The following is a 13,339-nucleotide window of genomic DNA, read 5'->3' as shown; positions in this document are numbered from 1 at the left end:
TTTTCGGAAGTGCTAGGGGTCAGATAGACCAGTAAACCGTACTATTTGCCTAAAAATACTCGTCGAGGAAGTCGTCGACCGTGTTCCAGTAGAGCTCGGGGTCGACTTGCGCGCTCTTGGCATGGGTGGCGCCGTGGATAGTGAGCTTTTGCTTGACCTTGCTGGCGCACGCGTCGTAGTTTTGGTCGAGCATGCTGTACGGCACAAAGGTGTCCTGGTCGCCGTGGATAAACAGCATGGGAACCGTCGCGTGTTCGAGTTGCTCCACACTGCTCGCCTTATGAAAGTCGTAGCCCGCGCGCACGTTGCACACCAAGTTTGCTACATCGAGCAAGGGAAAGCTGGGCAGGCCGAACACGTCCTTGAGCTGCAGAGAAAACTCGTCCCAAACGCTCGTATAACCGCAGTCCTCGATAATGCATTTCACGTTTGCGGGCAGAGATTCCCCCGCGACGTTCATGGCGGTTGCCGCACCCATCGACTCGCCAAAGACCAAGATGCGCGCCTCGGGGTCAGTCTGAACGATTCGCTCGATCCATGCGACGATGTCGAGGCGCTCGGGCCAGCCCATGCCGATATAGTCGCCGCCGGAGCGCTCGTGGGCGCGCGCGGCAGGTGCGAGCACGTTCATGCCGCGGTCGTGGAATCGCTTGACGTATCGGGCCATACCGATGGGCTCGTTGGTATATCCATGCAGGCAAACGGCGTAGTCGTGCGTGCTCTCCGACGCAGCAAAATACCAAGCGGCAAGTTCGGTTCCGTCATCTGCGGTGAGGCTGCTGCTCTCGCGGTTCTCTTTAAACCATGCCCGCGCCTCGGTGTCCTCGGCATCCGGCTGCTCACCTTCTTTGTCGTCCTTGCCGTCCTGCATCATCTTCATGGTGTATGGCGCGCGGGGATTCAGCGCGAAGTCAAACAGAAAGTTGCCGGCAAACCCCAGCAGCGCGACAACGACTACCAACGTAACAATGCCTGCTATCTTGAGCTTTCGATGGGGGTGTGCGTTTTGAGTCATGCGGTATTCTCCTATAAGATGTTAATACATCAACATTTAATGCAAGCGCATTATGGACGTTCACCGTTGATGCGTCAACAGGCAAAGAATGGGTAAACAAAGGGTCACGTATGGTGCAAATTTCGCACGCACCCAGACGCTTTGATATAGTGTTGAGAACTCTTTACGTTGGAGGATGTAACCGGCATGTCCGATTCGAGCGACAGTTCTAAGCCGCGACCCAAGACCGCGGCCGTTCCACACTACACGGTGGGTGAGGAGATCATGAACTCCGTCACCCATGGTGTCGGCTGCCTGCTGGGTATCGCGGGCCTGGTGCTCCTGATCGTATTCGCTGCCCTGCGCGGCGGAGGCTCGGCCCACATGGCCGCGGCAATTGTCTATGGCGTCAGCATTATCCTCGAATACCTAGCCTCCACGCTCTACCATGCGATTCAACCCGCGCGCGCCAAGCGCGTGTTCCGCATCATCGACCACAGCTGCATCTACCTGCTCATAGCCGGCAGCTATACGCCGTTTTGCCTCATCACGCTCGCAAACGACGGCGGCGCCGTGCTGTTCTTTGCCGTATGGGCCATCGCCATCATCGGCATCGCCCTCGAGTGCTTTATGCGCGAGCGTCAACCGCACTGGGTAAGCGGCCTGGTCTACCTGCTGATGGGCTGGCTCGTTGTCTTTAAGCTGCCCGAACTTGTGGCGCTGCTCAACCCCGTGGCACTTGCCCTGCTCGCCGTCGGCGGCGTGTGCTACACCGCGGGCGTGCCGTTCTATATCGCCAAAAACGTGCGCTATCTGCACAGTGTTTTCCACTTGTGGGTGCTCGCCGGCAGCATCTTCCAGTTCATGGCGGTGATCCTCTTCGTAATCTAGCGACCGCGCCCATGCCCTCGCTCCCACGGGCGACCGGCGCAATTGCCCTATCCGTCACCTACGCTTACTACCCAACGTCCCGAATCTTGGAGGTTCGAGAAACTCCCGATGGACATAACCATCTCCCTTATCACCACCCTCGTTTTGACCCTCATCAACGGCTACTTCTCTATGTCCGAGATGGCGCTCACCACGGCCAAGCGCGCCGTGCTGGAGCATGAAGCCGAGGAAGGCGACAAGCGCGCCGAGCGTGCCATTAAGCTGGCTGCCGACTCCGACCAGCTGCTCGCCACCATCCAGGTCGCCATCACGCTCGTGGGCTTCGCCTCGTCCGCCGTTGCCTCGACGAGCCTGTCCGACCCGCTCGCCACGTGGCTCATGAGCTTTGGCATCGCGCCGCTCTCCGCCATCGCGCGCGGCCTGGCGCCGGTCATCATCACCGTCGCGGTCGCCTTCGTGTCCATCGTGATCGGTGAGCTCGTGCCCAAGCGCATCGGCCTCGCTAACGCTGAGGGCGTATCCAAACAGGTCGTGGGACCGCTTTCCGTGTTCCAGAAGATCGCCCGTCCGCTCGTGTGGCTGACTGGCGCTTGCTCCGATGGCCTGGCCCGCATCTTGCGTATCAAGAGTGCCGACGACCGTCAGAACGTCTCGGAAGAAGAGATCAAGTACATGGTCTCGGAGCAGGACGACCTGCTCGACGAGGAAAAGCGCATGATCCACGAGATCTTTGACCTGGGCGACACCGTTGCCCGCGAGGTCATGGTGCCGCGCGTGGACACCACCATGTGCGAGGACGACGAGACGGTCGCCAGCGTGCTATCCACCATGCGCCAGACCGGCTTCAGCCGCATCCCCGTCTATCACGAGGACCCCGACAACGTCGCGGGCATCGCGCACATCAAGGACCTGATCCAGCCCGCGCTCGACGGCAAGGGCGACCAGCCCATCGCCGGCTTTTTGCGCGACGCCACCTTTGTGCCCGACACCAAGGACATCCTGCCGCTGCTGTCCGAGATGCAGACCTCGCACGACCAGATCGTGGTCGTCGTGGATGAGTACGGCGGCACGGCCGGCATCATCACCATCGAGGACATCGTCGAGGAGATCGTGGGCGAGATCGAGGACGAGTTCGACCCCGACAACAAGTACCTCACGCGCCTTTCGCGCCGCGAGTGGCTCGTTGATGGGCGTTTTTCGTGCGATGACGCGATTGAGCTTGGTTGGCCGCTTGAGGAAAGCGATGATTATGAGACCATCGCCGGCTGGATTTTGGAGCTTTGCGACTCGGTGCCCGACATCGGAGAGGTGTTTGAGGTCGCGGGGTACAAGTTTAAAGTGCAGTCGATGCGTGGCCAGCGCATCTCGCTCATTCGCGTGATCGCTCCGGCCGAAACCGATAAGAAGGATTCCGAGTCTTCGGTAGACGAGCCGACGACGTCGGGTGCGGGTTCCGCGAATCCGCACGACGGCGACGAGTAGGACAAGGAAGAGTAGGGGAGAGTTATGGCAGGCCTGTTCAACATCCTTAAGGTCACCGTCAGCGAGGACAAGATCTGCGCGCATGTGCTGGTGAACCCCGGCATGCCGCTGATGACCTCGGAGGACATAGAGGCCACGGCGCGCGTGTACTACCTGGTGCCGGCGATTGCCAAGCATCTGTGCCTGGGCGATTCCGGCCGCGAGTTCCAGGACTGCATGGGTCAGACCGAGCTCTGCCATCTGCTGGAGCACGTGACGGTCGAGCTCATGAACGAGACCGGTCTTGCCGGTAGCATTTCGTGCGGCCGCACGCGCGTAAGCGAGCATGACGAGCGTGTCTTTGAGGTCGAGCTTTCGTGTCCCGACGACGCACTGGCCATCGGTGCGCTGTCGTCGGCCACCTTTATGATGGACTGGGCGTACCTGCACGCCGACCAGCCTGCCCCCGACGTGGAAGGCACGGTCGCGGGCCTGCGCAACCTGGTGCTGGGCATGCGCGCCGAGGCCGAGGGCAAGGATCCTCACGAGGCCGTCGCCGCTGCGAACGGCGAAGATGCTGCCGAGGACGAGGGCGCTGACGAGGGCGATGTGCCGGTCGACGCCGAGCCCGTTGCCGATGCGACCGCCGAGCCCGTTCCCACCGAGCCCCAGGGCGTCCCCAACTTTGACGACGAGCCCCAGGTGGCGATTGATACCGAGGGCGCGGTTGCCGAGAACCACGAGGCCTCCGCTGCCGTCTTTGGCGGTGCGGCGACGGTTCCGGCAGGACCTGCGCATGAGGGCGGCCTGCCGCTCGTGGACGGCGCCGGCGAGGACCCGGGCGCCACGGTGGCCATGCCGGCTATGCCTCAGGAGTAGGCCTACGCGTTTATCACCATCACGTACCTGCGCCTTTGCCGTACGCAGATGAACGGAGCGGCAAGTGATGCGCTGCGGGTATAATGGACAGCATTCAAACGGTGGGCGCCGAGGTGCCCGCAGGAGAGGAATGAACATGGGTAAGACTTTCAACTTCATCTCGGGTGCGCTCTTCGGTGCTGCCGCCGGCGCCATCATCGGCGTTGCCCTGGCTCCGCGCTCGGGTGCCGAGACCCGCGCCATGGCTGCCGATATCGCCAACGACGCCTGGGATAACATGCGCGATACCTACGAGCACAGTGCCGAGGAGGCCCGCGCTGCAGTCAACGATTTTGGCCCGATGGTCGACGCCAAGACCGATGACCTGCGTGCCAAGGTCGACCTTGCCCGCGAGCGCATGGACCAGCTGCGCGAGCAGCTCAACGACGCCATTTCGGGTGGCAACGTGACGCCCGCCGCCGATGTCGTGGTCGAGAACGCCGTCGAGGCCGATACCGAGGCCGCGGAGCCTTCGACCGAGGCATAATGCGCGCCGGGGATTTTGTCGGCGCCAAGATCTATCGCAAGCCTACCGAGGACAAGCGCACCAAAAAGGACGGCACGCCGCGCAGCCCTAAAAAGCTCGGAAAGATTCACTTTCCGGTCTTTACCCCGGGCGGTACGCGCGTGGTCGGCTTTATGGTCCGCCAGTCCGATATCGCGGGCATGATCGAGCGTCCCGATCGATTCGTAGCGCTCGACGCCATTGGTGTCTACGAGGGCGCCATTGCGGTCGATGACGTTAAGGACACGTACGATGCCGCCGCCGCCAAGCGCCTCGACATCAACCTGGACGATTGCATCATCTGGGTCGGTATGGACGTGCGCACGGAATCGGGCGACGTCGTGGGCTACTGCTCGGACGTTGAGTTCAAGCCACGCTCGGGCATCGTACAGGCATTCTATGTGACCGCCGGTGCCGCTTCGAGCGTGCTGGTGGGCGACACGCAGGTGCCGCCGACGATGCTGCGCGGCTACGAGAACGGCGCGATGGTCGTCTCGGACGAGGTCAAGTCGCTCGGGTATTCGGGCGGTGCGGCTGCCAAGGCCGCCGAGGCCAGCGTCGTGGTGGGCGATAAGGTCAAAAAGGGCGCCAAGGTGCTCGACGACAAGGGGTCGGTTGCCGTGGACAAGGGCAGCCGCGCACTGGGCAAGCAGCTCGGCAAGACGCGCGGCATGTTCAAGGCCTTTAAGGACGAATACCAAAAGGCGAGCGGAGGCTCGTCAAAAGCTACAAAATAGCGACGTACCAAATGATGGGAGGCAAGCCGGAGACCTGTTGCTCCGGCTTGCTGTGTTTATGGGGGAGGGCACATGCGCCAAAATGGATCCAACTTAAACGGGCGTTCGGGTGCGCGTCCGACGGCGCGCCGCGACCTGGGGCAGCTGCCCAGCGGTCAGCGCCGTCGCCGCCGTAAGCCCGGCGCGATGTACCTCAACCATAGCCGCGGGTTTAGCGACCGCAGTGCGCGCATCGGCAACGGGCGCTCGCCGCGCCGACCGTCCCGTCTGCCCTATGCGCTCATCGCCGTGGGTTGTGCGCTTGTGCTGTTTATCGCTGCCGTCGTGGGCTACGTCAACCGCAGCGTGGACGTGGAACTCAACGGGAAAAAGACCGCGGTGCGCGTGGGCTCTACGCTGCAGAATCTTATCGACGACCAGGAGTTGACTGACACCTACGACGCAGGCGACCTGCTGGCCGTCGATGACAGCGTGCTCAAGCGCCATGGCGGCGAAAAGCTGTCGGTTAAGGTGGACGGCAAGCGCATAAAACAGGGCAAATGGGATAGCCGCGAACTTGAGGGTGGCGAGAAGGTGACGGTCAAGGATGGCCGTAACACCTACGAGAAGCATGAGGTTCAGGCTACGGTTATCGAGCCCAAGCTCAAGGTCGAGGGCACGGGCGCTATCGAGTATGTGCAGACGTGGGGTGTCCAGGGCCGCTCGGAGGTGTGGGTCGGCGAGCAATCGGGTAAGACGCAGGACCGCGGCGAGGTTGTGCCCGCTACCGATTGCGTCGTTGCGTGCGCCAGCGTGGCGCCCAAGGGTAACGAAAAGTACGTTGCGCTGACGTTTGACGAGGGCCCGAGTGGCGCGACCAAGCAGATCTTGCAGGTGCTCAAGGAGAAAGGCGTCACCGCGACGTTCTTCCTGTCGGGCGATGCGGTCGAGGCCTCGTCCGCCACGGCCAAGGCGATTGTCGATGCCGGGTGCGAGATCGGATCCAACAGCTACAGCGACGATTCGCTCAAGGGTCAGGACCGTGAGGCGGTACGCGAGCAGATCGCGAAAGGCACCGATGCGATTAAGTCAGCGACCGGCGTGAAGACGATGCTGCTGCGTGCCCCCTACGCTGCCTTTGACGAGCAAAACTGGATTGATGCGATGGACCTGGTCTCCGCCGTGGTCTCGTGGAATATTGACTCGGGCGACTGGCTGCTCAACGGTGCCGACGAGCAGGTCTCGACGGTGCTCGATTCGGTGACGCCGGGCAATATCGTGCTGCTCACCGATAGAGACGAATGCGCCGAGCAGACGCTTGAGGCACTGCCGCAGATCATCGACGGCCTTGCCGCCGACGGCTACAAGATCGTGACGCTCAGCGACCTGGTCAAGACGGACACGTCGCTGAGCAAAAAGCTCACCTCGCTGACGAAGGCCACCATGCCCAAGGACGCCGTGTTCCCCCAACTTGCCGAGGACAACGACACCACAGAGTAGTTATTGGGTAGTCATTTAAGAACGTCCCCAATGGCTATGTCACGGATGCGTCAGCGTTTGGTATGCCTGCAATGTGCAGCGCATAAATTCGATGCCGCAGGGCGATGCTGATGCTATAGTTACTGCGGTTAATGAGGGTCAAGAGAAAGGTTACAGGTGAAATCCAAACCTCGACCATACAGTCGATGACCCCATGCAGGTGCTTTTTGCGCATGCACGGGGTGTAAGCGTCGAGCGGCGTGCCGCCCGCGCATGCGTATACATATCCAGAAGCCCCCGGACGCCGCACGCGCGGCCGCGTCCGGAGGAATAATGATGGGGAGCACCATTGAATTATCTGAGTGAGATGCTCAAATTGCCAGTCTTGGACGTCGACGGCGAAAAGCTCGGCGTGGTCAACGATTTTGGCATTGCAACCGGCGAAGTTTTTCCGCACGTGACGTCGCTCGCGTTCCGTGGTCCCGGCAAGACGCCGTTCATGATCAGCTGGCGCAAATGGGTCGACCGCATCGACGAGACGGGTGTACACCTTAAGACGTCGGCCACCGAAATCCGTTTTTCGTACCTGCAGCCGACCGAACTCTTGCTTGCCCGCGACGTGCTCAACAAGCAGATTGTCGACACGCAGGGCATGAAGGTCGTGCGCGTAAACGACATCAAGTTTTCCATGTCGGGCGAAAACCAGCTGCGCCTGCTGGGCGCCGAGGTCGGTGCCCGCGGTCTGCTACGCGCCATCAGCCCCGCGCTCGAGCATATCGTTGAAGGCTTTATGAAGCACCTGGGCAAGCCGCTCAGTGAGGATATCATCGCTTGGTCCTACATGGACCTGCTCGACCGCTCGACCAAGAACATTCAACTCTCGGTGTCGCACAAGACGCTCGGCGAGCTGCACCCTGCCGACATCGCCGACATTATCGAGCAGCTCGACCCGCGCCTACGTGCGCAGGTGTTTGCGCAGCTCGATACCGCCCAGGCAGCCGAGGCCATCTCGGAGTTCGATGACGACGAGCTTATGACCGAGATGCTCGAGGGCCTGTCCGACACGGACGCATCGTCGATGCTGGCCATGATGGACCCGGACGATGCAGCCGACCTGATCGACGAGCTCGATTACGAGAAGGCCGAGAAGCTCCTGCGCCTGATGGGCGTCAAGGAGGAGAAGGCGATTCGTAACCTGCTGGGGTATGAGGACAACACCGCCGGCCGCATCATGACCTCGGAGTTTGTCTCCCTGCCCGCCACGGCAACGGTCGGTGACGCCATCGAGGCGATTCGCGAGCTCGACGAGGACTTCGAGAGCGTCTACTACGTCTATACCGAGGATCCGAGCGGCATGCTGACCGGCGTGCTTTCGCTGCGCACGCTGATCGTAGCCGACCGCGACGCCACGCTGGGTCAGCTGGCCTATCGCGACCTGGTCTATGTGTCGCCCGACGAGGACCAGGAAGACGTGACGGACGAGATGACCAAGTACGACCTGGTTGCCATCCCTGTCTGCGACGAGAACCGTCATATCCTTGGTATCGTGACCTTCGACGACGCCATGGACGTTATCGCCGAGGAGCATCAGGAGGACCTGCAGATCGCTGGTGTCGGCTCGGGTGACAGCGCGTCCGACGACTCGACGAACGTGCTCAGCTGGTTCGTGCATCGCCAGTACTGGGTTGTTGTATGGGGCATCGCGTCGTGCATCATGGCGACCGTGCTGGGAACGGCGCTCGGCTCCGCGCATCTGGTGGTGTTTCCCATGTGCGCCATGCCGCTCGTGCTGCTGGCGGCCTCGCGCATGGTGTCGTTCGTCAAGAACTACTTCCTGGAGTATGACGGTCACGACGACGAGCCCAAGCCGTATCTGGGATTCTTCTTCCAGAGCACGGGCATGGGCCTGATTCTGTCACTCGTGACCTACCTGTGCGCCCAGCTGGTGCGCACCGCTGCATTCCCCGATGCGCCCATGTTTGAGGAGCAACTCTTTACCGGGTGCTTTAATATCGCTGCCATCATTTGCCTGGTTGGCAACATGAGCGCCGTGATTTACCTGATGGTGCTGTTCTGGCGTGACGAGCATGACCTCAACACGTCGGGCACCGCCATGAACGTCATTGCCGTCATGATCTCGTGTGTGGCGTATTGCATCGCCGCGGTGCTGCTCGCCATGTCAGTCATGGGTTAGGTGGTCGCGTGCAAAATACCAAGCAAAAGTCGGGCACCAAGCAAAAGCTGACCATCGCGGCCATCTTTGGCGCTATGGGTCCCGGTCTGCTGGCGGCGCTTTCGGGCAATGACGCCGGCGGCATTGCAACGTATTCCAGCGCGGGCGCCAGCTATGGCTACAAGATGCTGTGGATGCTTCCTGTCATGACTGTGCTGCTCATCGTGACGCAGGAGACCGCGGCGCGCTGCGGCTGCGTCACGGGCAAGGGCCTGGCATCGCTCATTCGCGAGCGCTTTGGCGTGCGCAAGAGTGTACTTGCTATGGCGGCGCTGTTGATCGCCAACACGGCTGTGACCATTTCGGAGTTTGCGGGCATCGCCAGCGGTCTTGCTCTCTTTGGCGTGCCGGCGAGCATCTCGGTGCCGTTGGTGGCGCTGCTGGTATGGATGCTTACCATGTCGGGGAGTTTCCAGCGCATCGAGAAGATTCTGCTGCTGGTGAGCTGCGTGTTCGTGACCTATATTGTCGCCGCGTTTATGGCTGGCCCCAACTGGGGTGAGGTCGCGGTCGACCTGGTCGTGCCCAACATTCAAAATGACCCCAGCTACGTGTCGCTCGTGGTTGCAACGATCGGTACCACCATCGCGCCGTGGATGATTTTCTTGGCGCAGAACAACGTGGTCGATAAGAATGCGGGCGAGGACGACATCGTGCTGCAGCGTATTGATACCGTGAGCGGCTCGATCGCTGCCGATATCATTGCCGGCTTTATTATCATCACGACCGGCACGGTGTTGTTCCCGGCGGGTATTCAGATTAGCGATGCTGCCGATGCTGCCCGCGCGCTGGAGCCTATTGCGGGTCAGTGGTCTACGGTACTGTTTGCCTCGGGCCTGGTCGCGGCGAGCTTCTTGGCTGCCTGCGTGCTGCCGGGCGTTACGTCGAGCGCTATCTGCGAGGCATTTGGCTGGGAGCGCGGTGCCGACCGCAGCTGGGACGAGGCCCCGGTCTATCGCGGCATCATTACGGCCATCATCGGTATCTCTGCCGTGCTGGTGCTTATGCCCGGCGTCGATCTGTTCCAGATTATGATGACCTCGCAGGTCATCAATGGCGTGCTGCTGCCCGTGGTTCTGGTGTTCCAGGTGGTTATTGCCGCTGACCGTCACATTATGGGTGCCAACCGCAACGGCCGCGTGTGGAACGTGCTCACTTGGGCGACTATCGGTGTGATTACGGTGCTGACGGTCGTCATGTTTGTGCTGCAAGCGATGGGCTACAGCGCTTAGCGCCTCTTTTGGACTCCAAACAGGCCGCTGCCATGGGTTGCGGCCTGTATTTTGCCTGTTATAGGGGGTTAGTAATATGTGAGTGGACAAAAAATGCCAAATATGAGTACTGTTGTCTGGCCGATAGCATTTACGACCAAGAAAATAATGAACATAGCTAAGAATCTGTTCATTAAAAGCGGGTCTCCAAGTCCTAAGCCGGCCATTCTGGTCAACTGGAAGGGTCGCACGCTACCGTATGAGCGCCATTTTGGGTGGTTTTGCCTGCTACTAAAATGGTAACAGTACTCATATTTGCCCCTTTTTGTCCACGACCTCTTGGAGCCGGCTCGAAAAGAGTGATTTTGGGTTGTTTGCTGCGGGTGTGGGGCTTGAAAACAACGCTCGGGGTGGCGAGGCGCCCAGAATTCGGTCGCAAGGAGGGCGTTCCTCGGCTGTGCCAGGAGTGTCCCCAGGTGCCGGCACATAAGGAACGTCCCTAACTGCCGGAGTGGGTGTCTGCTGTGGCAGGCACCCCCTCCGGATGTGGGAAGTTTGCGCTGCAGGTTACTTGTCGGTGCCCAGCTTGTGCGGCTTGAGAGCGAGCGCATTGACGAGCGCGTCGGTGGCAGACTTGACGGCTGCCGGCTGCGGATCGTTGACGTGATCCTCGGGATGCACGGGCAGGTCCTTCTTGACTGCATCGTGGATCAAGTTGAGGTACTCAGTCACGCCAGTGGTCGACAGGTGCGTGCCATCGCCATCGAACAGGTCGTTGCGATTGGCGCTGTATCCGTACCAGTCGATAACGCGCACGTTCTTGTAGCGCGTAGCAGCGTTGGCGATGGCCTGGTTGGTAGAGCCAACCCACGGCTGCGGGCTGCGCGTGTTCACAAACACCACAATACGCTTATCTCCTGCATCGGTCATGATGGCGTCGATCTGGTCGTCGGTTACCAAGCCGTTGGTGCCCAGTGCAAAGACCACGATCTTGCCGGCAAGGTTCTGTTGGAGATAGCCCTCAAATGTCGCGCGGCCCGCATCAAACTGGCGGCCCTTTTCGGCATCGATATGGCTGTGCGGGAACACGCCGTCAAAGGAATCAACGGCGCGCAGCGACACGGAGTCACCGATCATCAGCAGGTCGTAGGATCCATCGGGGAAGCCGTCGTTGTCCTTGTCGGTGTCGTCGGCCGCCTGCTGGTCGGTGGGCGCGGTGTTTTTGGCTTCCTTGTTGAGGACTTCGGCGCCCTCACCGCTCAGCGCGGAGGTCTCCGGCACAAAGATCAGGCCGCCCAGCGCAACGACCAACACGACAGCGCAGGCTGCGCAGACAGGGACGTGCGCGCGCACCCAGTTGGTGGGCGTGGTGGTGCCGTCGCGGAACTCGGATACGGTGCGCCCAAAGGCGCCCTTTCTAAACGGCGTCTCGATAAAGCGATATGAGCATTCGGCCACGGCGACCACCAACAACACCTGCAAAATGTACTGCCACCACGGCGTATCGTTGATGTTGGCGACCGGGTTCATGAGCAACAGTAGCGGATAGTGCCACAAGTAGATGCTGTACGAGCGTTTGCCAACCAACACGAGCGGCTCGGCGGACAGTGCGCGGGCAACCATTCCCTGGGGCTGCACACAGGCCGCGATGACCATGAGCGTGAGGATGGAGCATAACAGCGTGCCGCCGCGATACTGGAACGCGGTGTAGCCGTTGGTGAGCGCGACCATGGCGGCAAGGCCAACCAGACCCACGACGCCCAGCACATCGATGGATGCGGGCGAGGACCAAAAGCGCACGAGGGCGCTCGGCTGTGCCGGGACGGTCTCGGCTGCGTTGTCGGCCTTCTCGCCAAGCTTGCCCTCGGCGTTCCTGCCGTGCTTGGCGGCGCCAGCCAGGCGATTGAGCCCCAAACGACGAGCGAGACGCACAGGCGCCAGGTCGCGATCGGGGATAAAGGCCATCCAGGCGCCCAGCAGCAGCGAGAACACACGGGTGTCGGTGCCGTAGTACACGCGGCTGGGGTCGGCGGCGGGGTTATAGAGCACCATCATGGCAAGGGCGGATACCGCTGCGAGTCCCAGGACCACACGGCGCGTGTTGGGCTTGCTCACATGCATGGATACCATGGCAAACAGCAGTGGCGGCCAAATCAGGTAGAACTGTTCCTCGATGGCAAGCGACCAAAAGTGCGTGAGCGGCGAGGGGTCGCCCAGAGCGTTGAAGTACGAGACGTTTTGGGCAATCTGCCACCAGTTGTTGAAGAACAACAGCGACGGCAGAATGTCGGGACGCATCTTGGTGAGCATCACGTGGTTGAAGACGGTGCACAGCGCACAGGTTACAACCACAACGGTCACCACGGCGGGGACCAGGCGACGGATGCGGCGGATCCAGAAGCTCTTGAGGTCGATGCGGCCGGTCTTAGCGACTTCGTTGAGTAGCAGGCGTGTGATCAGATAGCCCGAAAGCACAAAGAAGATCGTGACGCCAAGCAGGCCGCCCTGAGCCCACGTGAGGTTGAGGTGATAGAGCACCACTGCGACGACGGCAAGCGTGCGCAGGCCGTCAAGGGCAGGGATGTAGCGGGACTTGGGGCGAGCAGGCGTCTGCTCCGCGGCGGGAGTGTTGGCGCGGCCCGCGTTGTTGGCAGAAGCGCGATGGGGGCTCGCGGTGCGTCGCGGCTCGTTGGCACGGCGTTCGCCCTTCACGCGTTCGTGCGGCGCCGGCTCGTTGCCCGTGCGGCGTCGACCGCGCGAGCCCGATTGCGAGAATTGTTCCATAAAACATCATCCAATGACGAGAATAATCAGCACGTATTCATTGTAGCTGCCTGCCCCTGTGAATGCTTGCTGCTGGCGTAAGCTCAAGCGCGCGTCCACATCAAAGTGGACTAAAGTTATAGGGGGTGCGAGAGTGCACAATCGTTG

The 13,339-nt window shown here is 61.1% G+C and carries 10 protein-coding genes; 8 read left to right on the top strand and 2 right to left on the bottom strand.

All coding sequences use genetic code 11. The features are described from left to right. Positions 1 to 49 precede the first annotated feature (49 nt). Entirely contained in the window at positions 50 to 1,015 is a 966-nt protein-coding gene (locus DW151_RS05960; protein WP_118334895.1) for an alpha/beta hydrolase, read from the bottom strand. A gap of 186 nt (positions 1,016 to 1,201) precedes the next feature. On the opposite strand from DW151_RS05960, the gene DW151_RS05955 reads away from it, so the two are divergent. From DW151_RS05955 to DW151_RS05920, 8 genes are all read left to right on the top strand, one after another. After that, positions 1,202 to 1,885 carry a hemolysin III family protein gene (locus tag DW151_RS05955; RefSeq protein WP_199579905.1) on the top strand — a complete coding sequence of 228 codons (684 nt, stop codon included), beginning with the start codon at positions 1,202 to 1,204 and terminating at the stop codon, positions 1,883 to 1,885. Positions 1,886 to 1,993: 108 nt separating this feature from the next. Then, entirely contained in the window at positions 1,994 to 3,367 is a 1,374-nt protein-coding gene (locus tag DW151_RS05950) for a hemolysin family protein (RefSeq protein WP_117778705.1), read from the top strand. Between the two features lie 24 nt (positions 3,368 to 3,391). After that, positions 3,392 to 4,225, top strand: a complete 834-nt coding sequence (locus DW151_RS10760) for a hypothetical protein (RefSeq protein WP_233504106.1) — start codon at positions 3,392 to 3,394, stop codon at positions 4,223 to 4,225. A 136-nt stretch (positions 4,226 to 4,361) separates the two neighbouring features. Beyond that, positions 4,362 to 4,751 (top strand): YtxH domain-containing protein, encoded by a 390-nt coding sequence (locus tag DW151_RS05940; protein ID WP_118334930.1) that lies wholly within the window; start codon positions 4,362 to 4,364, stop codon positions 4,749 to 4,751. Continuing rightward, complete coding sequence (locus tag DW151_RS05935) at positions 4,751 to 5,506, top strand: hypothetical protein (protein ID WP_055252569.1); 756 nt, start codon at positions 4,751 to 4,753, stop codon at positions 5,504 to 5,506. Before DW151_RS05940 ends, DW151_RS05935 begins: the two co-directional genes overlap by 1 nt. 72 nt (positions 5,507 to 5,578) lie before the next feature. Continuing rightward, positions 5,579 to 6,985, top strand: a complete 1,407-nt coding sequence (locus DW151_RS05930) for a polysaccharide deacetylase family protein (protein ID WP_233543360.1) — start codon at positions 5,579 to 5,581, stop codon at positions 6,983 to 6,985. 328 nt (positions 6,986 to 7,313) lie between these two features. Further along, positions 7,314 to 9,158 carry a magnesium transporter gene (locus tag DW151_RS05925; protein ID WP_118289437.1) on the top strand — a complete coding sequence of 615 codons (1,845 nt, stop codon included), beginning with the start codon at positions 7,314 to 7,316 and terminating at the stop codon, positions 9,156 to 9,158. Between the two features lie 74 nt (positions 9,159 to 9,232). Beyond that, complete coding sequence (locus DW151_RS05920) at positions 9,233 to 10,429, top strand: Nramp family divalent metal transporter (protein WP_055252163.1); 1,197 nt, start codon at positions 9,233 to 9,235, stop codon at positions 10,427 to 10,429. Positions 10,430 to 10,975: 546 nt separating this feature from the next. Here the strand turns inward: DW151_RS05920 and DW151_RS05915 are convergent. Further along, on the bottom strand, positions 10,976 to 13,192 hold the full coding sequence (locus DW151_RS05915) for an acyltransferase family protein (RefSeq protein WP_118334893.1): 2,217 nt from the start codon (positions 13,190 to 13,192) through the stop codon (positions 10,976 to 10,978). Positions 13,193 to 13,339: the final 147 nt, after the last annotated feature.

It is taken from the genome of Collinsella sp. AM13-34 (assembly GCF_003473055.1).
GTDB lineage: Bacteria > Actinomycetota > Coriobacteriia > Coriobacteriales > Coriobacteriaceae > Collinsella.
This window is presented reverse-complemented; position numbering and strand designations above follow the sequence as displayed.